Genomic DNA, 21,978 nt, shown 5'->3' on the forward strand with positions numbered 1-21,978 from the left:
GTTCTCCTGGATTTAATCGACGGGCTGTTCTGCTGCGAATTCCGCGCGCTTGGGCGGGCGGATCTTGGCCAGAAGACGCGCCACCAGCGGCCAGAACAGCAGGACGAGCGCCAGTGTGCTGATGCCGCCAACCAGCGGGTTGGACCACAGAATGGACATTTCGCCCTGGGAAACCAGCATGGCCTGGCGGAAAGAGTCTTCGGCCTTGTCGCCCAGCACCAGGGCCAGCACCAGCGGTGCCAGCGGGTAGTCCAGTTTCTTGAACAGGTAACCGATCACCCCGAAGAGCATCATGAACCAGATGTCCAGCATCGCGTTGTGAACGGTATAGGCACCGATGGCGCAGATCACCACGATCACCGGGGCGATGATGGAAAACGGGATGCGCAGGATGGAGGCGAACAGCGGCACCGTGGTCAGCACGACGATCAGACCGACCAGGTTACCCAGGTACATGCTGGCGATCAGGCCCCAGACGAAGTCCTTTTGCTCGACGAACAGCAGCGGTCCGGGCTGCAGGCCCCAGATCAGCAGACCACCCAGCAGCACGGCAGCTGTTGGGGAGCCGGGAATGCCCAGAGCCAGCATGGGCAGCAGAGCGCTTGTGCCTGCGGCGTGGGCTGCTGTTTCGGGGGCGATCACGCCCTCGATCTGGCCAGTACCGAACTTGGCGCCGTCCTTGGACATCTTCTTGGCTACGCCGTAACTCATGAACGAAGCGGGGGTAGCGCCGCCGGGGGTGATGCCCATCCAGATGCCGATCAGCGCACTCCTGATGGAAGTGGCCCAGTACCGCGGCAGTTTCTTCCAGGTTTCAAACACCACCTTGGGGTCGATCTTGGCACTTTTGCCGGAAAAAGCCAGGCCTTCTTCCATCGACAGCAGGATTTCACCGATGCCGAACAACCCGATCACACCGATCAGGAAGTCGAAGCCGCGCATCAGGTCAGGAATTCCGAAGGTCAGGCGCAACTGGCCGGTGACCGTGTCCATGCCGACTGCTGCGAGGGCGAAACCGATGGTCATGGAGGCCAGGATCTTGAAAGGGGACCCTTTGCCCATGCCCACGAAGCTGCAGAAGGTCAGCAGGTACACGGCAAAGAATTCAGGAGGACCGAACTTGAGCGCGAATTTGGCCACCAGAGGGGCCAGGAAGGTGATCATCACAACGGCAACGAAGGCGCCAATGAACGAGGAGGTAAATGCCGCCGTCAGGGCCGCGCCCGCCTGCCCGTTCTGGGCCATCGGGTAACCGTCGAAGGTAGTGGCAACCGACCAGGGCTCTCCCGGTATGTTGAACAATACCGAGGTGATCGCGCCCCCGAAGAGCGCCCCCCAATAAATGCACGACAGCATGATGATGGCCGAGGTCGGCGTCATGGTGAAGGTCAGAGGCAGCAGGATGGCCACGCCATTGGCGCCGCCCAGTCCGGGCAGTACCCCGATCAGTACGCCGAGCACAATGCCCACCACCATCAAGAGCATGTTCATCGGCGTCAGGATGACGCTGAATCCGTGAAAGAGCGAGTTTAGTTCGTCCATGGAGATATCCGGTCGGTAAAGTTCAGTAGGCTGGGGTCGGGTCGGATGGGCTCAGTAGCCCAGGAAACTCAGGAGGTCGAATTGCCCCTTGAACAGGGGTACCTTGAACCAGACCTCGAACATGAAGAAAAACAGCACATTCACAGCCAGCGCCGTGATGAGGCTTTTAACCCGGGAGTACTTGCCGAGGATGATCATGAACAAGGCGATGTAAAGAGCCGAAGCCACATACAGGCCTATGAACTGCACAGCCAGCACGTAGACAAGGGCGGGCAGCAGCACGGACAGGACGCGCTTGAGTTGTTCGCTGTCGACGAAAATTTCGGTGTTCCTGTTTCTTCCGAACAAGGCCGGGATCATGATGCCGGCACCCGAGATGCACAGGATCACACCGATATAAAACGGAAAATAACCGGCGCCGGGGCCGTCGCTGGTCCAGCCCGAGCCCAGCGCCCAACTGCCCTGGATGACCACAGCCCCCAGGACCATGATGAGAAAGGCAACGATGGCTTCGATGACATTGGTGGCGACGCCCGAGCGTTGCCCGGTGCCGGATAGATCGTTTGGCTCCATCGGGAACTCCTGCTGAGTAATTGAATAGCCCTGATCGGGCGAACAGTGATTGGGTGGCAGGGCCAGCGCCGGAAGCGGCCGGCCCTGCGGTGGAGAGCAGCCCCTCTCGCGGAGCTTTCTCTTTTATTTCGCGATGAAGCCGGCTTCTTTCATCAGCTCACGATGCCGCTGCTCGGCGCTGCCAAGCCATTTTCCGAACTCGTCGCCCGACATGGTTGTCTGGTTGAAAGCACCTTTTTCCATGTAGTCTTTCCACTCCGGAGTGTCGCGGACTTTCTTGAGCAGGTTCACGTAGAACTCGAGCTGGTCTTTCGACACGCCTGGCGCCATGAAAATCCCGCGCAACATGGTGTAGTCGGTGGGCACACCGGCTTCCTTGCACGTCGGGATGTCGGCCCATGACAGGGTGTCCGTCACCTTGGTCTTGTAGGTCATGCGCTTGTCATCGAAAACGCACAGTGCCCGCAACTGATTGGCGCGCCACTGGGCCACAGCCTCGATCGGGTTGTTCACGGACGAGTCAATGTGTTTGCCGACAAGCTGGACAGCCACTTCACCGCCACCTTTGAACGGGACGTAAATGAATTTGGTTCCTGTGGCTTGTTCGATGCCGACAGTGATGATCTGGTCTTCCTGCTTGGAGCCGGTGCCCCCCATCTTGATTTTGCTGGGACCTGCAGCTTTCACGGCTGCCAGGTAATCTTTGGCGGTTTTGGCGGGATTTTCTGCATTGACCCACAGCACAAACTGGTCCAGCGCCATCATGGAGACCGGTGTCATGTCGCGCCAGTTGAAGGGAACGCCGGTCGCCAGCGGTGTGGTGAACAGATTGGATAGCGTGATGATGACCTTGTGCGGATTGCCTGTTGCTCCCTTGACCTCGAGGAAGCCCTCGGCACCCGCACCGCCGGATTTGTTGACAACAATCAGCGGCTCTTTCATCAGCTTGTGCTTGATGACGATGCCCTGAATCAGGCGAGCCATCTGGTCCGCACCACCACCGGTGCCGGCGGGAACAACAAACTCTACCGGCTTGGTCGGCTCCCAGGCTGCATGTGCCGGCGCAGCCATCAGTGCAAGCGCTGAGACGACTGTTGCCGCGGCCGCTGCCAACTCATTCCTGACCTTTGTGAATCTTACTTTCATCTCGTTGTCTCCTGTTGTTGAGTAACTCTGTCCTGGGCTGGAAGTCTTTCCAGTTTCCACGTCGAAAAGTATCACAGGGGCATGGTCTTACCAAGTGGGGCAAAAAGCTCTTGACAGTGGTCAAGTTTGCCGATTTTTAAAGCTGGCCTAGGGTTTTTCCCGAGAGGTGTTTCGGACTCGCGCGGACTTGCTTGTGGGATAGCGTAACTCCCTAGGGGAAATTGTTACACCCGCAGTAGTATGAATTTACTCAGTTGGGCTCCGCATGTCATTGAGGCGCTCCACGGGCTTTAAATGAAAGAGGTGGAAGAGCATGAAGCATCAAGTGTTGTTGGCCAGTTTGTTGTCTTGTGTTTTTGCCGTTCAGGCCCAGACCTGCGAGGGCGGGCTTTACCTCAATCCGCAGGTGATTCGCGGCGAGGGATCCTCTCAAACTGAAAGCGCATTGAGGGAGTTGATCGAGTTTGTAAGGCCTACCGGCCTGTCGGTGGCACCCGTCCTCAACATCCGGGAAACCCAGGACGTCCTGACCGCCATCAAGAAGCCCGTGCCGCCCTGCTGGGTCTACGGGAATCCGGTTGTTGGCCTGGCTTCGGGCTACCGGCCGGTGGCGATCAACATGGACCCGATCCAGTCGGCGGTGCTGATTCTCGCGGACGTAGGTTCGGAGAAGGACGGCAAGCCGGTCGAGCTGAAAAAGCTGCCTCCGGACCAGCAGGCCAAGGTCCTCGCCAAACTCAAGGCCACCAGCTGCTTTGGCATGAAAAGCGGTGTCACGACCTCGCTTGTGAAAGCCGAAAATCTCTGTGGCACGGTGATCGAAGTGATGCCCCAGCAAGGCCTGGGGCAGAGCTATTTGCCGACCAAGGCGGCTTTTCAGTGGCAGGCGGACAAGTGGGTGGGTTTGATTACCCGGCTTCAAACCGCGCAAGCCTCCACCATGAAAAATCACCATGGCACCGACGAGCGCATCCACATGGCCCAGCTGTTCATCGTGCCCGCCACCCATCCCAGCTGGGGTTATGGAATCTATGTCCATGGCAGTGTTCCGGCAGATACGGTGAAAAAGGCAGGGAGTCAGTTCATCGCCCTGAAGACGGGCAACCCGCTGTTGCTGAAGGCACTGGACCTTGGCAAGACTTACGAATTTGCTGTCCCTTCCGAAGCAACTGTCGAAGGAATGAAGAAGGCGCTGGCGCCTTGAGGGTGCGCTCTTCGCACGTTTTGCACGCTTCTTTTCACCCAGACTCTCCCCGGAGTGAACTGGGCTCCGGGAGATTCAGACGAGGCAGCGCTCAGGCGAGGGGCTGAAGACGTACCTGGCCGCGCTCTTCTTCCATGGTGCTGGCGAGCAGCTTGACCAGCGCGTAGACCGTATCGATGTGGGGCGTCGGCGTTTGGGTGAGCCGCCCGAGTTCCACCACCGACCCCACCAGTGCATCGATTTCTGGCGCACGCCCGGCTTCGATGTCCTGGAGCATGGATGTCTTGTGTTTGCCCACTTTTTCTGCGCCGGCGATACGTTTGTCCAGCGTCACGCGGAATTGAATGCCAAGCTTGTGCGCCACGTCCTGCGCTTCGCCCATCATGCTGGCGGCCAGCTCGCGTGACAGCGGGTACTGGCAGATGTCCACCAGGGTGGAGTGGGCCAGTGCGCTGATGGGGTTGAAGGTGAGGTTGCCCCAGAGTTTGAGCCAGATTTCGGAGCGGATGTTGTCCAGCACCGGCGCCTTGAAACCGGCCTTGCCAAAACACTCCGAGATGCGCGTGACACGTTCGCTGATGGACCCGTCGAGTTCGCCAATCGGAAAGCGGTCGCCTTCGATATGCCTGACCACGCCCGGGGCCACCAGCTCCGAAGCCGGGTAGACGACACAACCGATCACGCGCCGCGGTGGAATCATCTCCGACAGCATGCCACCCGGGTCCACGCTTTCCACCCGGCTGCCTTCGAGCGGACCGCCGTGCTTGTGAAAATACCAGTAGGGAATGCCGTTCTGCATGGTGACCACGGCTGTCTCGGGGCCGAGCAACCTGGGCAGGTCTTTGGCCACCGCCTCCACTTGGTGCGCTTTCATCGCCAGAATGACGAGATCCTGCGGGCCGGCTTCGGCATAGTCATCGGTGGCCTTGACGCCGGCTGCAACATGTTCGGCGCCATCATGCATGATGAGTTTCATGCCCTTTTTTTGGATGACTTCCAGATTGGCGCCCCGCACGATGAACGTGACGTCTTCGCCGGCCAGGGCCAGTTTCACGCCTACATAGCCGCCGATGGCCCCGGCTCCAATGATCGCAATCTTCACACCCATTCTCCCGACAAAAAGTTATTCGAAACGGTTGCAGAGCTTGCCGATGCCGGCAATTTCCACCTCGATGGAGCTTCCCGGCTTCATGGACCCCACGCCGACCGACGTTCCGCAAAGGATGATATCGCCCGCATACAAAGTCATGTCCTGCGAAATCAGGCTGACCAGCTGCGCCACGGAAAACCGCATGTCGCTGATGGGATAGTCCTGGCGGACTTCACCGTTCAGGATGGTTCTGACCACCAGCTGTGCCGGGTCAAGGCCTGTGGCCACCGCTGGCCCGAAAGGGCAGAAAGTATCGAAACCCTTGGCGCGCACCCACTGCGCAAACGAGGCATCGCGATTGAGGATATCGGCCACCGTCACATCGTTGGCGCAGGTGTAGCCGAACACGTAGTCCAGCGCATGGTCCTCGCTAATCTCTTTGCAGGTCTTGCCAATGACGATACCGAGTTCACCCTCGAAGACAACCTTGCCATCGCAGCCGGGTTTGCGGATCGTCTTGCCAGGATCCAGGTAAGAGTTGGGGGATTTGATCAGGTACAGCGGCTCGGCCGGCACGGCCAGTTTGAGCTTGTCGCCCAGCGCATGGAAATTGTTCCACAGGGCGATGATTTTTGTCGGCAGGACCGGCATCAGCAGCTCGACGTCTGCCAGTGGCACCACCCGGTCCGTGGGGACTGCGCCGCTGAACATGTCTCCTTCGAAAATCCTCACTTGTTCACCCTCGAGGGTGCCAAAGCAAGTGGTGTTGCCTTCCTTGAAGCGTACCCAGCGGGTGGACATTCCGGCCTTCAAGTCTGAAGGGCCGTTGGCGAATACCGCTGCGCAGGCGCACTGTTTTTCGTATTCCGGCTACCGGCCGGTGCCAGCGAACTGCCGGACCAGCTGGCGCAGGGTGCCAAACTTGCCCGGTTGCTTGTCCTGCTTGCATGGCAGCGGGCCCTGGCGGCTTCGATGGCTTCAACCAGGAAGTCCGCTTCATAGGCGCGCAGCAGGTGCGATTGCTCGGTTTCCAGATAGGTGCGCACAGCGTCGCGGCCGTCTGCCTGCAACCGGGCGTAGGTGGCGGAATCCCAATGCCAGCTCAGACCGAGTTCTTCAAACGCGGCGTTGTAGGCATGGCGAGTCTGGTCGGCCCGATCGGTGGCAGTGTTGTCAAGCAGGGCTTTGAGCATGGGGGTCTCCTTGAATGGGTTGACGCTCTGGAGGTAATTCCGGCGTGTACGTGTTGCACCGGGCTTGGGGCAACTGTAGAAAGAAAGAACGATTAATGATAGTTAAAGTATTTGATGCTATTGATTACTCATAGCTAATGGATTAAAAAGACTTGAATGATGAGTTCACTTGCCTTCTTCAGGCGCAGCCAAGGGGTGACATTTGCAGCAGCGTATTTGTGAAGAACTCGCCCCGTGCGGCTGGCCAGCACGAGGCCGCCACAGACGGCTTGGAAGGCCGGGTTGACGCGGCGCCTGCGTTGGGGTTGATTCCCTGATGGGAAATGAAGCCCACCGGCTGAGCAGTGCTGTGCCATGTCATGCTCGGGGCAATTGCCAGGGCTGGCCCGGATCGCGGTCCAGCGGAGGCAACAGGCCATCAGCGCGGACAGCCTGCTGCGCGAGGAAAAAACTGCCCCGCGCTCAGTGCATGAATTTGTCGCGGACGATCACCCGGCTTGTTGGCCGATTTCGAAGTTGGCCAATTTCTCCAGCGCGCGCACCATGGCCGAGTGGTCCCAGGCCTTGCCGCCGTGTGCGACACAGGCATTGAACAACTCCTGCGCGGTGGCCGTGTTGGGCAGCGACATGCCGAGCAGGCGCGCGGTGGAGAGTGCCAGGTTCAGGTCTTTCTGGTGCAGCTCGATGCGAAAACCCGGATCAAACGTGCGCTTGACCATGCGCTCGCCATGCACTTCAAGAATCTTTGACGACGCGAACCCGCCCATCAAGGCCTGGCGCACGCGTGCCGGATCGGCGCCAGCCCGGGCTGCGAACAGCAGCGCTTCCGCCACTGCTTCGATGGTGAGTGCCACGATGATCTGGTTCGCGACTTTGGCGGTCTGGCCGTCACCGTTCCCGCCGACCAAAGTGATGTTCTTGCCCATCAGCTCGAACAGGGGGCGGATGCGTTCGAACACGGCTTCCGGGCCGCCGACCATGATGGACAGGGTCGCATTTTTTGCGCCCACTTCGCCGCCGGAAACCGGGGCGTCGAGGTAGTCGCAAGCCAGCGCGTTGATTTTCTGTGCAAAGGTCTTGGTGGCGATCGGCGAGATCGAGCTCATGTCGACGACCACCTTGCGCGCGCTCGCAGTCACCTCGCCGGATGGTCGCTTGAGCCCGGTGCCCACGCCCGTTTCACCGAACAATGCGGCTTCCACATCGGGGGTGTCGGGCACCATGATGAAAATGATGTCCGCACGTTCGGCGACGCCGCGAGCGCTCAGGCACTGGGTGGCACTGCTTCCGGAAACTGCCTCAGGCATCTTGCCCAGGGTGTAGACAAACAGCTGGTGCCCAGCATTGATCAGATGGCCGGCCATGGGGGCGCCCATGATACCCAGGCCAATGAAGCCGATTTTCAGGGCGTTTGAGGTCATTGTGAAGGTGATCCTTGTTGAATGAAATGGGTCAGAGAGCCAGGCGCTGGCGCCAGCCCAATCCGGCTTCGGTCGTGCCTGCCGGCTTGTATTCGCAGCCGATCCAGCCGCCATACCCCATGCGGTCCAGGTGCGCGAATAAAAACGCATAGTTGATCTCGCCGGTGCCCGGCTCATGGCGGCCGGGATTGTCCGCCAGCTGGATGTGGCCGATGCGCGGCAGAAAGTTTTGCAGCGTTCCGGCCAATTCCCCCTCCATGCGCTGCGCATGGTAGATGTCGTACTGGACGAAGGCGTTGTCCGCACCCACCTCGTCGAGAATGTCCAGCGCCTGTGCCGTGCGGCTCAGGTAAAAGCCGGGAATGTCGAAGGTGTTGATCGGTTCGATCAGCAAATTCAGCCCGGTTTTTTTGAACTCAGCGGCGGCATGGCGCAGATTGGCAACGAAGGTCTGCCTGAGGGCTGCGTTGCCCACGCCTGCGGGCGCTTTGCCTGCCAGGCAGTTGAGCTGTCCGACACCCAGGGCTTTGGCATAGGTGATGGCCTTGACCACGCCGGAGCGGAATTCCTCCACGCGATCCGGGTGGCAGGCGATGCCGCGCTCGCCGGCTTCCCAATCGCCGGCAGGCAGGTTGTGCAGCACCAGCTGCAGGCCATGGCTGTCAAGCCTGGCTTTGATGTCGGCGGCGCTGAAGGCATAGGGAAAGAGGAACTCCACGGCCTTGAAACCGGCCTTCGCGGCTGGTTCAAAGCGATCGAGGAAGGCATGCTCGGTAAAAAGCATGCTGAGATTGGCGGAAAATTTTGGCATGGTTTGTCTGCTGAAGAATGGTTGGTCGTCAATCCTGCTTACTCGAGCAGGCCGGCCAGCTCAAGGCCTTCACGGCCCTTGGGGTGGCGGCAGTCGATGTCTTCAAACTCGTTGACCTTGTCGATCTCCGTGCCCATGGCGATGTTGGTGATCTTTTCGAGGATGACTTCCACCACCACAGGCACCCGGTATTTGCGCGCCATCACCTGTGCTTCGACCATGGCGTCATTGATCTTTTCAGGGTCGGTCACACGCAGCGACTTGCAGCCCAGGCCTTGCACCACGGCCTGGTGGTCCACGCCATAGCTACGCAAGTCACCTTCGCCTTCCGGGACGTTCTGGTTCTCGAAAGCCAGCTGCACGCAGTAGTCCATCTCGAACCCGCGCTGCGCCTGGCGGATCAGGCCCAGATAACTGTTGTTGACCAGCACCTGTACATAAGGCAGGTTGAACTGTGCGCCCACAGCCAGTTCTTCCATCAGGAACTGGAAGTCATAGTCGCCGGACAGTCCAACAACGGTACGTGTCGGGTCGGCTGCCACCACACCGAGGGCCGCGGGTATGGTCCAGCCCAATGGCCCAGCCTGGCCGCAGTTGATCCACTGGCGTGGTCCGTACACATTGAGGAACTGCGCGCCGGCAATCTGGCTCAGGCCAATCGTTGTCACGTAGATGGTGTCGCGCGGAAACACCTTGTTCATCTCTTCATACACGCGCATCGGCTTGATGGGTGTCTCGGTGAAGTGGGACTTGCGGTGCATGAGCTTCTTGCGGTCGGCACAGCGGGTGGCCCATTCGCCATAACCTGGCAGATTTTTGGCAGCCTTGCGTTCGCGGGCGACCTGAACCAGCAGCTCCAGTGCGGCCTTGGCGTCGCTGACAATGCCAAAGTCCGGATTGAAGACCCGGCCGATCTGCGTCGGCTCGATGTCGATGTGCACGAAGGTACGGCCCTTGCAGTACACCTCGGGCGAGCCGGTGTGGCGGTTGGCCCAGCGGTTGCCGATGCCGATGACGAAGTCACTGGCCAGCATGGTGGCGTTGCCGTAGCGGTGGCTGGTTTGCAGTCCGCACATGCCGGCCATCAGGGGATGATCGTCGGGAATGGTGCCCCAGCCCATCAGTGTGGGGATCACCGGCACACCGGTGAGCTCGGCAAACTCAACCAGCAAGGCGGAAGCGTCGGCATTGATGATGCCGCCACCGGCGACGATCAGGGGCTTGCTGGAAGCGGCAAGCATGTCGAGCGCTTTTTCGATCTGCTTGCGGCTGGCAGCCGGCTTGTACACGGGCAGCGGCTCGTAAGTGTCGATGTCGAATTCAATTTCGGCCATCTGTACATCAAAAGGCAGGTCGATCAGCACCGGGCCAGGGCGTCCCGAGCGCATCAGGTGAAAGGCCTGCTGGAAGGAACGCGGCACCAGCGCCGGCTCACGCACAGTGACGCTCCACTTCGTGACCGGTTTGGAGATGGACTCGATGTCCACCGCCTGGAAATCTTCCTTGTACAGGCGCGCGCGGGGCGCCTGGCCGGTGATGCACAAGATGGGGATGCTGTCGGCAATCGCCGAATACAAGCCGGTGATCATGTCGGTGCCGGCCGGGCCGCTGGTGCCTATGCACACACCGATGTTCCCGGCCTTGGCGCGTGTGTAGCCTTCCGCCATGTGCGACGCGGCCTCGACATGCCGCGCCAGGATATGCGTGATCGACTGGCGTTCACGCAGTGCGGAATAAAACGGGTTGATGGCCGCGCCCGGCACACCAAAAGCTTGGGTGATGCCTTCTTTTTCCATCACCAGAACGGCGGCCATGGCGGCCTTCATTTTTGCCATCGAAGTCTCCTAGAGGGTTGCTGAACGTTGGACGGATGGTCGCGGCGTTGGCTGCTGCGGGGAAGCCCTGTCCCGTGCATTACGCTTATTCCAATCTGGAATAAATGATTGCCGGACCGATGACGCCGTGGTCTACTTGCGGCCATGGATCGCATTCACGCCATCCGGCTTTTCATTCGCGTGGTTGACCTTGGCTCTTTCAGCAAGGCCGCGGCCGACATGGGCATGGGCCAGCCGTCGGCCACCAAGCTGGTGGTGCAGCTGGAAAAGCAGCTGGGTTCGCGGCTGCTCCACCGCTCCACGCGCGGCGTGACACCCACCGAGATAGGCGCGCTGTACTACGCCAAGTGCAAGCTGATTGCACACCATGTCGAAGAAGCCGAGACGGTGGCTGCGCTATTGCAGTCGCAGGTGCAGGGCGGCCTCAGAATCACCACCTCGGTGGCTTTCGGGCGGCGCGTTCTGGTGCCATTGGTCATGCGTTTCATGCAGCTCCATCCAAAACTGCAGATCGAGCTGAACTTCGAAGACCGTTATGTCAGCCTGGTTGAGCAAGGCATCGATGTGGCGATCCGGATGGGCCCGCTGGCCGACTCGACACTGGGCGCGCGTTACCTTGGCATCAATCCGTGGGTGGTGGTGGCTTCGCCCGAGTACATCAAAAGGCGCGGCGCGCCGGCCGATCCCGCCGGTCTTGTCAAGCACGATGCATTGATCTACAGCACGGTGCAGGGTGACGCCCGCTGGCATTTCACCGGGGCCGAGGGCCATGCGCGGTCGGTTTCTGTGAGCGGGCCTTTGCGCTCGAACAATCTTTCTGCACTGCTGGCGGCGGCGCGCGGCGGCATGGGCGTGGCCGCCTTGCCTAAGTACGTGGCGTATGAGTCAATGCGTAGCGGTGCCCTGGTGCCCGTGCTGAGCGACTGGATGCTGCCATCGCAGGAGATCCATGCCGTTTATCCCTCGCCCCAGCTGGTGCCGGCAAAGGTCAGCGGCTTTGTCGGCTGGCTGCAGGGCCAATTCGGCGAGTCATGGTGGACGGACCAGAAGTAGCCACAGCCGAAGCAGGCGCGGGTGTGCCCGTCGCCGCCAACAATTACTCATCGCTAAACTATTGAATACATCAATTAGCTAAGAGTTATGGATAAAAGGACCGAATGAAGAATGCGACATTGCGTCAGCTCAAGGTTTTCGAGGCCGTCGCCCGCAACCTGAGTTTCTCGCGGGCTGCGGAGGAGTTGCACCTGACGCAGCCGGCGGTCTCCATCCAGGTCAAAAAGCTGGAGGATCACGCCGGCCTTCCGCTGTTCGAGCAACTGGGCAAGAAAATCCACCTCACGCCAGCCGGCGTGGAGATGCTGCACTCCAGCCGCATCATCATCCAGCAGTTCAAGGAAGTGGAAGAGGCCATGGCGCAGTTCAAGGGCGTCTCCGGCGGCAAGCTGAACGTTGCGGTGATCAGCGCCGGTGATTATTTTTTTCCGCGCCTGCTGGTGGAGTTCGCGCGGCGCCACTCCGGGGTGACGCTGGACTTCGGTGTCTGCAACCGCGAAGAGCTCCTGAACCAGCTGACCGACAACCTGACGGATCTGGCCATCATGGTGCGTCCGCCGCTGGACATGGACACGGTGAGCGAGCCTTTTGCGCCACACCCTTATGTGGTGGTGGCCGCGCCGGACCATCCGCTGGCGGCCAAAAAACGCATTCCCCTGTCGCGCCTGGCAAGAGAGCCGTTTGTGGTGCGCGAGAAAGGGTCCGACACCTGGAACTCGATGCAGGAAGGTTTTGGCGATCACCTGGCTGATCTCAACATCGCGATGGAAATCAAGAGCACGGAGACCATCAAGCAGGCGGTGATTGCCGGCATGGGTGTCAGCTTCCTGTCGGCACACACCATCAGCCGCGAACTCCAGGTGGGCAGCCTGACGGTGCTTGATGTGCAGGGATTTCCGTTGATGCTTCACTGGTATGTGGTGCACCGCCGTAACAAGCGCCTGACGCCGGTGGCGCAGGCCTTCAAGACTTTTTTGATGAGCGACGGCGGAGCGCTGATCGAGCAGACGATAGGCTTTCGTCCCAAACCCGCGACGAGGCGTCTCAGGCCGCCTGCACGCTAGGCAACAAATCAGCGCAGCAGGAAGTACGCAGCCAGGACGTACAGTACGGCCGCGAACACTTTCTTCAGCGGCCGGATGTCCATGCGGTGGGCCGTGCGTGCACCCAGCGGTGCGGTGCTGATGCTGGCCAGCGAGATGACGATCAGACCCGGCAAATAGAGAAACCCGATCGAACCGGGCGGCATTTGCGGGAGGTCCCGGCCGGCCCAGATGTAGCCCAGCGTGCCGGCCAGTGCGATCGGGAAACCGAGCGCCGCCGAGGTGCCCACGGCGTCATGGATTTTCACATTGCACCAGGTCATGAACGGCACAGAGACAAAAGCGCCGCCCGCACCCACCAGCGAAGACAACATGCCGATCACGCCGCCCATGCCGAAAGTGCCCAGGCGGCCGGGCAGGGTGCGGCTCGGTTTGGGTTTGCGGTCCAGGAACATTTGGGTCGCGGAAAAGGCGACGAACACCGCAAACAGGATGCTCAGGATTTTCCCCGGCAGTGCCGCTGCCAGCTGGGCGCCGAGCAGCGCACCCAGCAGGATGCCGGGAGCCAGCAGCCGGACGATGGGCCAGAGCACCGCGCCGCGCCGGTGATGCGCACGTACTGACGACAGCGAACTGAAGCAGATGGTGGCCAGCGACGTGGCGACTGCCATCTTCACCGTGTATTCCTGAGGGTAGCCCTTGGACGTGAGGATGAAAGTCATGAAGGGCACCATCAGCATGCCGCCGCCAATGCCCAGCAGACCTGCGAGAAAACCGGTGCACAGGCCCAGCAGGAGGAGTTCGGCAATGAGCTGGGGCTCGAGGGACATCGGATCTGCGCTGGTGGGCATGATCCCGGTCAAGCCCGGGATGATGGAAAGAAGAAGGTGTCTGCGAGTACCACCGGACCGTCATCCTGAACCAGGGTTCAGGTGGGCGAGGGCAGTCAGGTTTCGGGTTCGTCTAACGCGAGACGATCACGCCTGCCTGACAATTTACCAAGCCCGTGCTCTAAGAGCATTGGTTCAAGGAAATATAAAGCCCGATGCGCACCGCAGACGCTTTGATTGTAGGCGCTGGCGCCCCTGTTTGGCGAGCGGCTTTACAGCAGGCGGCCGTCCACGCCCAATGCGCTGTCCAGGCGCTGCAGCAGTGCCGTCAGTTGCGGTTGCGCAGCGGCTTCCGCGGCTGACATGCCGGCAGCCTGCGGTTTGGTCGGGGAGGCCGTAGCGGTAGCGGTACGTGAAGTTTTCAGCGCATTGGCTTCAAGTTCGGACAGCTCGAAAGCCAGGTTCAGGGCGGCCAGCACGGCGATGCGGTCGCGTGCCTTGATTTTTCCGGCATCGCGGATCTTGCACATGGCGGCATCGACTTTTTCCACGGCGTCGAGCAGCCGGGCTTCGCCACCTTCGGGGCAACCGAGCAGATAGCTCTGGCCCATGATCTGTACGTCAAGCTGTTTCATCTGTCCGACCCCACAGGTGTCCTGCTGTTGGCATGGCTTGTTACGGGCGCGGACACATCCGGCAGGCGGTCCAGCAAGGCATCGACGCGGGCCCGCGCCGCGCTCAGGCGCGACCGCAGCGAGTCGCGCTCCTGGGTCAGCTCATGGACCTGTTCGCTGAGCAGGGCGTTGGTACGCTGCAGCTCCTCGTAACGCAGCAGGAGCCGTTCGACGCGTTCGGCAATCTGGTCGATGTGGGTTTGGTTCGCCATGGCAGCGTCAATTGTAGGGTTTGCACGGTTTTGGCGCGTAGAATCTTGCCTGTTGGTGCTCGCGGTGTGGTTCACACGCCGCAGTTCAACGGGAAGCAGGAGGAAGTCTCTGCCATCCGGATCGGGGTAACCCTGGCCGGAAGCGCCGCGACTTTTAACCTGCGCTGCCCCCGCAACGGTAAACGGACGAATGCCGCTCCCCTGATCCAGGTGGAGAGTGCATTCAGTTTTCATCATGAGCCACTGAGCGTTTTGAACACGCGCTTGGGAAGGCGATGAAAGCAGTTCCGTCAGCCCGGATACCGGCCAACAAGGTGAACGCGCGCGTCCTTTATCTGACCGGGTGTTTGTAACGCTCATGCACTGGCGGGGAAGCCGGTGAGGGCCTTTTGTTGTTGATTTCTCTTCATGAAAACTTGTGTTTCCCACGCACGCCTTGCCGCACTTCCGCTGGCGCTGGCGGCAGCATTTCCCGTATTTGCCCAATCCAGCGCCTCGCCGCAGCTCAAGGAAACGGTGGTCACGGCAACCCGTACCGAGCGGCCGGTGGGTGAGGTTGTCGCCGATGTCACCATCATCGACCGGGAGGTCATCGAGCGCAGTGGCGCTGTCGGGCTGGTGGATGTGCTAGCACGCGTTCCCGGCATTGAGATCACGCGCAACGGGGGCACGGCAAGCAACAGCAGCGTGTTTGTCCGCGGTGGTGAAAACCGGCATACCGCGGTACTGATTGACGGCGTCCGGGTGGACGCCCAGACCACCAGCGGCGGTACCAGCTGGAACGCCATTCCGCTCGCGCAGATCGAGCGCATAGAAATTGTGCGCGGCCCCACCAGTGCGGTTTATGGATCGGATGCCGTGGCCGGGGTGATCCAGATCTTCACCAAAAAAGGGCAGGGACCTTTTGCGCCCGTAGTGAGCATGGGTTACGGTTCCCACCACACCCGCCGGATGGATTTTTCGGCCAGCGGATCGGTCAATGCGTTTGACTACTCATTCGGCGTGTCGGAAGGCAGCAGCAAGGGTTTCAACGCCCGGCCCATTGCCGGCCAGAACCCCGATGCCGACGGTTACAAAAGCAGCAGTGCGAATGCAAAGCTCGGTTTGCAGCTTGCTCCCAACCAGCGCCTGCAGGCCACTGTGCTGCAAAGCCGGGTGGATTCGCAATACGACAGCGGCTTGACCCGGGACTACAGGCGCATCGGCAGGCTGCAGACGGCCGGCCTGCAATTGCAATCGCAATGGACCGACCGCTACAGCACCAGCGTGGGCGTCAGCCAGGGAACTGATGAGGGCGAAGAAGTCATAGGCGCCGCCTTCGACCAGACCAAAATCAAAAACCTGCTCTGGCAAAACGAGTACAAAATCGGGCCCCATCTGCTGAGCGCCACTGTGGAAGAGCGGGAGTCGGAGTTTCTCCTGACCACGGCCCCGCGCATAGAGCGGGTCAAGTCGCAAAGCGGCCTGGGCCTGGGCTATGCCTGGTCGGAAGGGGCGCATACGGTGCAGCTCAATACCCGGCACGACAAGGACAGCGAGTTCGGTGGAAAAAGCACGGGCTCTGCGGCCTACGCTATTGCCTTGAGTCCCCAGTGGAAACTTTCTGCGAGTGCGGGTACCTCCTTTCGTGTGCCCACGCTGTATCAGCGGTTCAGCCAGTATGGAGTCACTACACTCAGGCCCGAGTCCGGCCGGAGCGCCGAAATCGGGTTGAAGTATGCACAGGGCAGCAGCGAATTCGGCGTTGTGGCCTACCAGAACAAGGTGAGCAACTTGTTGACTTTCCTGTCCGGTGCGTCGGCGACGGCATGCCCCCGCCCGGCGGTCGGTTGCTATTCCAATACGGCGCAGGCACAGTACGACGGCGTGACTTTCTCCGCTGCCGGCAAGGCCGGACGGTTTGGCTTGTACGGGTCGCTGGACATCCAGAATCCCCGGGACGTGAGCCTCAACAAACAGCTGGCTCGCAGGGCGCGCCACCATGCCACTCTGGGAGCGGACACCCGTATTGAAGGCTGGACGCTGGCTGCCGATCTCCTGCTGTCGGGCAAGCGTTTCGATACGGTGGCCAACACCACCGTGCTTCCGGGTTACGGTCTTCTCAATGTCAGTGCTTCCACGGCTTTGTCGAAGGAATGGAAGCTGCTCGCCAAACTGGACAATCTGACCGACAGGATCTACCAGACTGCCAGCGGCTACGCCATGGCGGGCCGCACCGCCTATGTTGGTGTGACATGGGCGCCCCTGTAAAAAGACATCATCGACCATGCCCATCCCATGCCCCGCCATCCTCATTGCCGCCCCCGCTTCCGGCCAGGGCAAGACCACGGTGGCCTGCGCGCTGGCGCGGCTGCACGCGCGACAGGGCCGGCGCGTGCGTGTCTTCAAGTGCGGGCCGGATTTTCTCGACCCCTACTGGCTGGCGCTGGCCAGTGGCGCGCCTGTGCACCAGCTCGACCTGTGGATGACCGGCGAGGCTGATTGCGCACGCCGCCTGCACGAGGCCGCGCAGGAGGCCGACCTGATCATTGTCGAAGGCGTCATGGGGCTGTTCGACGGCCAGCCGAGTGCGGCCGACCTGGCCCAGCGTTTTGGCCTGCCGGTGCTGGCCGTCATCGACGCCGGTGCGATGGCGGGCACCTTCGGTGCACTGGCCTGGGGGCTGCAGCATTACCGCGAAGGCCTGCGTTTTGCGGGTGTGATGGCCAACCGGGTGGCGTCCGACAGCCATGCGGCCATGCTGGAAGAAAGCCTGCGCGCGCCGGGGAAATGGCTGGGCGCCCTGATGCGCAGCACGGCCGTCACCCTGCCCGAGCGGCACCTGGGCCTGGTGATGTCTGATGAGCTGGGCGATGCCATGCAGCGGCTGGACGCAGCCGCCGATGCACTGGCTGCGACGCCGCTGGGGCAGATGAACGGGGATGACTTGCAGGCCTGGGCCGTTCCGTTCGCGGCACCCGCTGCATCGGCGTTTTCGGCCGGTGCGCTGCAAGGCTGTACGGTAGCCGTCGCACGGGATGCCGCCTTCTGTTTCATCTATGCCGCCAATCTGGATTGCCTGCGCGAGCTTGGTGCTGAGCTGGTGTTTTTCTCGCCGCTGACGGACACGGCCTTGCCTGCCTGCGACGCGCTGTGGCTGCCCGGCGGCTACCCCGAGCTGCATGCCGAAACCCTTGCCGCCAACAGCGCGATGCGGGCTTCTGTGGAGGCCCATGTGCGCGCCGGCAAACCGGTCTGGGCGGAATGCGGAGGCATGATGGCGCTGTTCGATGAATTGCAAACCGTCGATGGCGCATCCCACGCGATGTGGGGTGTGCTGCCCGGCCGCGTGACCATGCAAAAACGCCTCGCCGCCCTCGGTCCACAGCAACTGGACGTGGCCGGCGGCACCCTGCGCGGCCATACCTTTCATTACTCGACCTGCACGACACCGCTGCAGCCCGCTGCGCATACCGAGGCCGCGCCGGGGCGCAAGCTGCGTTCCGGCGGCGAGGCGCTGTATGTTTCGGGCTCCGTCCGGGCCAGTTATTTCCATGCCTGGTTTGCTTCGAACCCCGCGGTCGCCGCGCAGCTTTTCCTGGAGCAAGCCTCATGAGCGCAACAACAGACTGGCGTGCGCTGGTCGCAGCCCCGGACACGGCAGCGTACGGGCCGCAGCGCATCGTCTGCCTGACCGAGGAGCCGACCGAGTGGCTGTACCTGCTGGGCGAAGAGCGCCGCATCGTCGGCATCTCGGGCTACACCGTGCGGCCGCCGCGGGCGCGTGAGGAAAAGCCAAAGGTCAGCGCTTTCCTCAGCGCCAAGATCGACAAAATTGTCGAGTTGCAGCCCGACTGCGTGATCGGTTTCTCCGACCTGCAGGCCGACATCGCCTCGCAGCTGATCAAAAAAGGCATCCAGGTCACCATCTTCAACCAGCGCAGCGTGGCGGAAATTTTTTCCATGATGTACCAGCTCGCCGCCATGGTGGGCCAGGAGGCGCGGGGGCTGGCGCTTATCCAGGGCATGCAGCGCCGCCTGCTGGAGATCGAGCAGGCCGCGGCAGGCCTGAAGCGCCGGCCGCGCGTGTTTTTTGAAGAGTGGTACGACCCGCACATCAGTGCGATTGCCTGGGTGTCGGAGCTGGTCGGCATTGCCGGCGGCGACGACTGCTTCCCCGAACTGGCGGCCAAGGCCATGGGCAAGGACCGCATCATTGCCGACGGCGGCGAGATCGTGCGGCGCAACCCCGACATCATTTTCGGCTCCTGGTGCGGCCGCAAGTTCAAGCCGGACCATGTGCGCGCACGCGCCGGCTGGGAAAGCGTCAACGCTGTCAAGAACGACCAGCTGTTCGAAATCAAGTCCGCCGAAATCCTGCAGCCCGGTCCGGCCGCTTTGACCGACGGTGTCGAGCAGTTGCATCGCATCATCATGGATTGGAGTCGGCACCATGATTGAAGTTGCCCGCAGCGAGCTGATCCTCGGCGGTCAGAGAAGCGGCAAGTCACGCCGTGCAGAAATGCTGGCGCGCCAGTGGCTGGCGCAGTCGCCCGCGCACCGGGCGGTGCTGGTTGCCACCGGCCAGCCCGGGGACGATGAAATGCGCGAACGCATTGCGCGCCACCAACAGGACAGGGCAGAACGCGTGCCGGGCATGGCCACGGTGGAGGAGCCGCTGCAACTACCGCAGGCGCTTGCGGCACACGGCAGTGCGCAGACGCTGGTGGTCGTGGATTGCCTGACGCTGTGGCTGACCAACCTGCTCATGCCGGCCGAAGATGTGAAGTCAAATCGGGCTCCAGCCCTTTCCCTGCCTGGGCAGACAGCTATGCTTTTGGAAGCAATCGAAAGCAGCCCCGGCCCGCTGGTGCTGGTTGGCAACGAGATCGGGCTGGGCGTGATTCCGCTCGGGCGCGAGGTCCGCGCCTTTGTCGACGCGCTGGGCCGGCTCAACCAGGAGGTGGCGCAGGCCTGCGAACGCGTGACCCTGATGGCCGCGGGTTTGCCGCTCACGCTGAAAGGCAAGCCATGAAAAAAGCAGCAGCCCTCCTGGCGCTGATGTGCTGCATGGCGATGGCGCCGGCCCGCGCCCTGCAACTGGTCGACGACCGGGGCGTCAGTGTCACCTTTGCCCAGAGTCCGCAGCGCATCGTCAGCCTGCTGCCGTCGCTGACCGAAAGTGTCTGTGCGATGGACCAGTGCCAGCGCCTCGTTGGTGTTGACCGTTATTCGAACCACCCGGCCAGCGTGCGCAGCCTGCCCGTGATGGGTGGCGGGCTGGACCCGAACATCGAAGGCATCGTGGCGCTCAAGCCCGACGTGGTGCTGCTGGCGACTTCCTCGCGCGCCAGCCAGCGACTGGAATCACTGGGCATCAAGGTGGTGGCTTTGGAACCCAAAAGCCATGCCGATGTACGGCGTGTGCTCGGGAAAATCGGCGTGCTGCTCGACATTCCCGACGCGCAGGGCGCGGGCCGCCTGTGGCGCATCATCGACGCCAGCATCTCGGCCGCGGCCCAGTCGCTGTCGCCCAGGGCCAGAAGTGCGCGTGTGTATTTTGAAGTCAACCGAGGACCGTATGCCGCCGGCGAGTCGTCCTTCATCGGCGAAACACTCACGCGCCTCGGCGTCCGGAATGTGATTCCTGCATCGCTGGGCCCCTTCCCGCGGCTCAACCCCGAGTACGTGGTGCGTGCCAATCCCGATTTGATCATGGTCGGCAACCGCAGCATGCAGGCCATGGCGTCTTACCCCGGCTGGGGCAGCATCAAGGCGGTGCGCGAACAGCGCATCTGCGTGTTCGGCGTAGGCGAGTCCGACGTGGTGGTGCGTCCCAGCCCGCGCATGGCCGAGGCGGCCCGCCTCATGGCCAAATGTCTTGAGGACAAAGCGCCGTGAGTGCGTTGGTTCTGCCTTTCCCGAACCAGCACCGCCGGGCCTTGTTGCTGGCCCTGGGCCTGCTGCTGGCCAGTGTGGCGCTGCTGCTGCTCGGCGTGAGTGTGGGCAGCACCGGCTTCGAGAGTGTGCGCAACATGCTGGACGACGCGCAGGCCCTGCAGATCGTCCGCGAGATCCGCCTGCCGCGCACGGTGGGCGCCTGGCTGGCCGGCGCCCTGCTTGGCCTGGCCGGCGCGGTGGCGCAGGGCCTGTTCCGCAATCCGCTGGCCGACCCCTATCTGCTGGGCAGCGCCTCGGGCGCTTCGCTGGGCGTAGCCGGCGCCATGGCACTGTTCGGCGTCTCGCCGCTGGCCATGCACTGGCTGGCGCGCATCGGGCTCACCGGCGCGGCTTTTGTCGGCGCCGTGCTGGCCGTGCTGCTGACGCTGCTGCTGGCCAAGGGTGTGCAGCACACCCTGCGCCTGCTGCTGGCCGGCGTGATTGTCGGCGTGGTGCTTGGCGCTTTCACCTCGCTGATCCTGCTGCTTACACCCGAAATCATGCAGGCCATGCAGTCCTTCATGCTCGGCAGCACCGGTTTTGTCGGCTGGTCGGCGTGTGCCGTGATGGCGGCGGTGCTGGGGGCCAGCACGCTGGCCGCCTGGATGATGAGTCACGTGCTCGACGGCTTGGCCCTGGGTGAATCCACCGCGCAAAGCCTGGGCTTGCGCCTGGCGCAGATGCGGGTGGCGCTGGTGGCGGTGTTGGCGCTGGCCACCGGCACCGCCGTGGCGCAGACCGGGCTGATTGCTTTTGTCGGCCTGGCCGCGCCGCATCTGGTGCGCTCTGTCGTCAAGACCACGCACGGCCGGCTGATTGTGCTGGCCAGCCTGATGGGCGCGGTGCTACTCACGGCCGCCGACACCCTGGCGCGCTGGCTGGTGGCACCGCAGGAGCTGCCGGTGGGCGTGTTGACGGCCGTGCTGGGCGGCGGTTACCTGCTCTGGCTGATGCACCGGCACACCGGAAGAGGGGCAGGCCTGTGATGTCAAATACCTCATCGGTTGCTATTAATTCAATAGCTATTGACGCCCGTTCCATCAGGGCCAGCCTCGGAAATGTCGAGGTATTGCACGGCATTTCCCTGGCGCTGCCGGCTGCGCGCTGGACCAGCATTGTCGGCCCCAATGGCGCCGGCAAATCCACCCTGCTCAAGGTGCTGGCCGGTTTGCTGCCGCACCACGGAGAGGTGGCCTTGCTCGGTCGTCCGCTGCCGGCCATGCGCGCGCGTGAACGCGCACAGCAGCTGTCCTGGCTGGGCCAGAACGAAAGCTCCGCCGACGACCTGAGCGTTTATGACGTGGCCATGCTGGGGCGCCTGCCGCACCAGGCCTGGCTGGCACCGCCCAGCGCACAGGATCACGCCGCCGTCGAGCGTGCGCTGCAGGCCACGCAGGCGTGGGAGTGGCGCGGCCGCGCCCTGGGCCAGCTC

22 protein-coding genes, 1 other RNA gene and 1 riboswitch are annotated in these 21,978 nt (G+C 62.1%); of the genes, 10 read left to right on the top strand and 13 right to left on the bottom strand.

Annotated elements, in window-relative coordinates; all coding sequences use genetic code 11:
• Positions 1-12: 12 nt before the first annotated feature.
• The 3 genes from WA904_RS02110 to WA904_RS02120 all read right to left on the bottom strand — a co-directional run bounded on the left by WA904_RS02110 (position 13) and on the right by WA904_RS02120 (position 3,186).
• Entirely contained in the window at positions 13-1,542 is a 1,530-nt protein-coding gene (locus WA904_RS02110; protein WP_425195474.1) for a tripartite tricarboxylate transporter permease, read from the bottom strand.
• A 51-nt stretch (positions 1,543-1,593) separates the two neighbouring features.
• Positions 1,594-2,115 carry a tripartite tricarboxylate transporter TctB family protein gene (locus WA904_RS02115; RefSeq protein WP_425195475.1) on the bottom strand — a complete coding sequence of 174 codons (522 nt, stop codon included), beginning with the start codon at positions 2,113-2,115 and terminating at the stop codon, positions 1,594-1,596.
• A gap of 123 nt (positions 2,116-2,238) precedes the next feature.
• Positions 2,239-3,186: a Bug family tripartite tricarboxylate transporter substrate binding protein gene (locus WA904_RS02120; protein WP_425195493.1), complete on the bottom strand. Its 948-nt coding sequence runs from the start codon at positions 3,184-3,186 to the stop codon at positions 2,239-2,241.
• Between the two features lie 388 nt (positions 3,187-3,574).
• Between WA904_RS02120 and WA904_RS02125 the strand changes: the two genes are divergently transcribed.
• Entirely contained in the window at positions 3,575-4,465 is an 891-nt protein-coding gene (locus tag WA904_RS02125; RefSeq protein ID WP_425195476.1) for a hypothetical protein, read from the top strand.
• Between the two features lie 91 nt (positions 4,466-4,556).
• Here WA904_RS02125 and WA904_RS02130 read toward each other — a convergent pair whose 3' ends face one another.
• The 6 genes from WA904_RS02130 to gcl form a co-directional block, all read right to left on the bottom strand.
• Entirely contained in the window at positions 4,557-5,567 is a 1,011-nt protein-coding gene (locus WA904_RS02130; RefSeq protein ID WP_425195477.1) for a 2-dehydropantoate 2-reductase, read from the bottom strand.
• 21 nt (positions 5,568-5,588) lie between these two features.
• Entirely contained in the window at positions 5,589-6,356 is a 768-nt protein-coding gene (locus WA904_RS02135; RefSeq protein WP_425195478.1) for a fumarylacetoacetate hydrolase family protein, read from the bottom strand.
• A gap of 8 nt (positions 6,357-6,364) precedes the next feature.
• Positions 6,365-6,748, bottom strand: a complete 384-nt coding sequence (locus WA904_RS02140) for a hypothetical protein (protein WP_425195479.1) — start codon at positions 6,746-6,748, stop codon at positions 6,365-6,367.
• A 488-nt stretch (positions 6,749-7,236) separates the two neighbouring features.
• Positions 7,237-8,169 (bottom strand): 2-hydroxy-3-oxopropionate reductase, encoded by a 933-nt coding sequence (gene glxR, locus WA904_RS02145; RefSeq protein WP_425195480.1) that lies wholly within the window; start codon positions 8,167-8,169, stop codon positions 7,237-7,239.
• Positions 8,170-8,200: 31 nt separating this feature from the next.
• Positions 8,201-8,980, bottom strand: coding sequence for a hydroxypyruvate isomerase (gene hyi, locus WA904_RS02150; RefSeq protein ID WP_425195481.1), 780 nt, complete (start codon positions 8,978-8,980; stop codon positions 8,201-8,203).
• A gap of 38 nt (positions 8,981-9,018) precedes the next feature.
• Positions 9,019-10,815 (bottom strand): glyoxylate carboligase, encoded by a 1,797-nt coding sequence (gcl, locus tag WA904_RS02155; protein WP_425195482.1) that lies wholly within the window; start codon positions 10,813-10,815, stop codon positions 9,019-9,021.
• 144 nt (positions 10,816-10,959) lie between these two features.
• Between gcl and WA904_RS02160 the strand changes: the two genes are divergently transcribed.
• Both WA904_RS02160 and WA904_RS02165 read left to right on the top strand, forming a co-directional pair.
• A complete protein-coding gene (locus WA904_RS02160; protein ID WP_425195483.1) occupies positions 10,960-11,868 on the top strand; it encodes a LysR family transcriptional regulator in 909 nt (302 codons plus the stop codon).
• 104 nt (positions 11,869-11,972) lie between these two features.
• On the top strand, positions 11,973-12,932 hold the full coding sequence (locus WA904_RS02165; RefSeq protein ID WP_425195484.1) for a LysR family transcriptional regulator: 960 nt from the start codon (positions 11,973-11,975) through the stop codon (positions 12,930-12,932).
• 8 nt (positions 12,933-12,940) lie between these two features.
• Here the strand turns inward: WA904_RS02165 and WA904_RS02170 are convergent, their stop codons facing one another.
• The 4 genes from WA904_RS02170 to WA904_RS02185 form a co-directional block, all read right to left on the bottom strand.
• The gene (locus WA904_RS02170) at positions 12,941-13,741 is read right to left on the bottom strand and encodes a sulfite exporter TauE/SafE family protein (protein WP_425195494.1); all 801 of its coding nucleotides are present in this window, start codon (positions 13,739-13,741) and stop codon (positions 12,941-12,943) included.
• Positions 13,742-13,795: 54 nt separating this feature from the next.
• Positions 13,796-13,975: non-coding RNA, 6S RNA (gene ssrS / locus WA904_RS02175), on the bottom strand.
• Positions 13,976-14,013: 38 nt separating this feature from the next.
• The gene (locus WA904_RS02180) at positions 14,014-14,376 is read right to left on the bottom strand and encodes a cell division protein ZapA (RefSeq protein ID WP_425195485.1); all 363 of its coding nucleotides are present in this window, start codon (positions 14,374-14,376) and stop codon (positions 14,014-14,016) included.
• Positions 14,373-14,627: a cell division protein ZapB gene (locus WA904_RS02185; protein ID WP_425195486.1), complete on the bottom strand. Its 255-nt coding sequence runs from the start codon at positions 14,625-14,627 to the stop codon at positions 14,373-14,375. The genes WA904_RS02180 and WA904_RS02185 overlap by 4 nt, the downstream gene beginning before the upstream one ends.
• A 37-nt stretch (positions 14,628-14,664) precedes the next feature.
• Positions 14,665-14,952: riboswitch (cobalamin riboswitch) on the top strand.
• Between the two features lie 83 nt (positions 14,953-15,035).
• On the opposite strand from WA904_RS02185, the gene WA904_RS02190 reads away from it, so the two are divergent.
• The 7 genes from WA904_RS02190 to WA904_RS02220 all read left to right on the top strand — a co-directional run.
• Entirely contained in the window at positions 15,036-16,877 is a 1,842-nt protein-coding gene (locus WA904_RS02190) for a TonB-dependent receptor domain-containing protein (protein ID WP_425195487.1), read from the top strand.
• Between the two features lie 16 nt (positions 16,878-16,893).
• Positions 16,894-18,222 (top strand): cobyrinate a,c-diamide synthase, encoded by a 1,329-nt coding sequence (locus WA904_RS02195; RefSeq protein WP_425195488.1) that lies wholly within the window; start codon positions 16,894-16,896, stop codon positions 18,220-18,222.
• Positions 18,219-19,067 carry a cobalamin-binding protein gene (locus WA904_RS02200; protein WP_425195489.1) on the top strand — a complete coding sequence of 283 codons (849 nt, stop codon included), beginning with the start codon at positions 18,219-18,221 and terminating at the stop codon, positions 19,065-19,067. Before WA904_RS02195 ends, WA904_RS02200 begins: the two co-directional genes overlap by 4 nt.
• Positions 19,060-19,641, top strand: coding sequence for a bifunctional adenosylcobinamide kinase/adenosylcobinamide-phosphate guanylyltransferase (gene cobU, locus WA904_RS02205; protein ID WP_425195490.1), 582 nt, complete (start codon positions 19,060-19,062; stop codon positions 19,639-19,641). The genes WA904_RS02200 and cobU overlap by 8 nt, the downstream gene beginning before the upstream one ends.
• A gap of 35 nt (positions 19,642-19,676) precedes the next feature.
• Positions 19,677-20,507 carry an ABC transporter substrate-binding protein gene (locus WA904_RS02210; RefSeq protein ID WP_425195495.1) on the top strand — a complete coding sequence of 277 codons (831 nt, stop codon included), beginning with the start codon at positions 19,677-19,679 and terminating at the stop codon, positions 20,505-20,507.
• Positions 20,504-21,532 (top strand): FecCD family ABC transporter permease, encoded by a 1,029-nt coding sequence (locus WA904_RS02215; protein WP_425195491.1) that lies wholly within the window; start codon positions 20,504-20,506, stop codon positions 21,530-21,532. Before WA904_RS02210 ends, WA904_RS02215 begins: the two co-directional genes overlap by 4 nt.
• A partial coding sequence (locus WA904_RS02220; protein ID WP_425195492.1) for an ABC transporter ATP-binding protein occupies positions 21,532-21,978 on the top strand: 447 nt, incomplete at its 3' end. The genes WA904_RS02215 and WA904_RS02220, both read left to right, overlap by 1 nt.

Origin of the sequence: Polaromonas sp., from assembly GCF_049790275.1 — a bacterium.
Taxonomy (GTDB): domain Bacteria; phylum Pseudomonadota; class Gammaproteobacteria; order Burkholderiales; family Burkholderiaceae_C; genus Polaromonas.

Coding starts and splice junctions, on each gene's coding strand:
- WA904_RS02110 (WP_425195474.1), bottom strand. CDS start 1,542: ATGGACGAACTAAACTCGCTCTTTCACGGATTCAGCGTCATCCTGACG.
- WA904_RS02115 (WP_425195475.1), bottom strand. CDS start 2,115: ATGGAGCCAAACGATCTATCCGGCACCGGGCAACGCTCGGGCGTCGCC.
- WA904_RS02120 (WP_425195493.1), bottom strand. CDS start 3,186: ATGGCTGCGCCGGCACATGCAGCCTGGGAGCCGACCAAGCCGGTAGAG.
- WA904_RS02125 (WP_425195476.1), top strand. CDS start 3,575: ATGAAGCATCAAGTGTTGTTGGCCAGTTTGTTGTCTTGTGTTTTTGCC.
- WA904_RS02135 (WP_425195478.1), bottom strand. CDS start 6,356: ATGTCCACCCGCTGGGTACGCTTCAAGGAAGGCAACACCACTTGCTTT.
- WA904_RS02140 (WP_425195479.1), bottom strand. CDS start 6,748: ATGCTCAAAGCCCTGCTTGACAACACTGCCACCGATCGGGCCGACCAG.
- glxR (WP_425195480.1), bottom strand. CDS start 8,169: ATGACCTCAAACGCCCTGAAAATCGGCTTCATTGGCCTGGGTATCATG.
- hyi (WP_425195481.1), bottom strand. CDS start 8,980: ATGCCAAAATTTTCCGCCAATCTCAGCATGCTTTTTACCGAGCATGCC.
- gcl (WP_425195482.1), bottom strand. CDS start 10,815: ATGGCAAAAATGAAGGCCGCCATGGCCGCCGTTCTGGTGATGGAAAAA.
- WA904_RS02160 (WP_425195483.1), top strand. CDS start 10,960: ATGGATCGCATTCACGCCATCCGGCTTTTCATTCGCGTGGTTGACCTT.
- WA904_RS02165 (WP_425195484.1), top strand. CDS start 11,973: ATGAAGAATGCGACATTGCGTCAGCTCAAGGTTTTCGAGGCCGTCGCC.
- WA904_RS02170 (WP_425195494.1), bottom strand. CDS start 13,741: ATGTCCCTCGAGCCCCAGCTCATTGCCGAACTCCTCCTGCTGGGCCTG.
- WA904_RS02180 (WP_425195485.1), bottom strand. CDS start 14,376: ATGAAACAGCTTGACGTACAGATCATGGGCCAGAGCTATCTGCTCGGT.
- WA904_RS02185 (WP_425195486.1), bottom strand. CDS start 14,627: ATGGCGAACCAAACCCACATCGACCAGATTGCCGAACGCGTCGAACGG.
- WA904_RS02190 (WP_425195487.1), top strand. CDS start 15,036: ATGAAAACTTGTGTTTCCCACGCACGCCTTGCCGCACTTCCGCTGGCG.
- WA904_RS02195 (WP_425195488.1), top strand. CDS start 16,894: ATGCCCATCCCATGCCCCGCCATCCTCATTGCCGCCCCCGCTTCCGGC.
- WA904_RS02200 (WP_425195489.1), top strand. CDS start 18,219: ATGAGCGCAACAACAGACTGGCGTGCGCTGGTCGCAGCCCCGGACACG.
- cobU (WP_425195490.1), top strand. CDS start 19,060: ATGATTGAAGTTGCCCGCAGCGAGCTGATCCTCGGCGGTCAGAGAAGC.
- WA904_RS02210 (WP_425195495.1), top strand. CDS start 19,677: ATGGCGATGGCGCCGGCCCGCGCCCTGCAACTGGTCGACGACCGGGGC.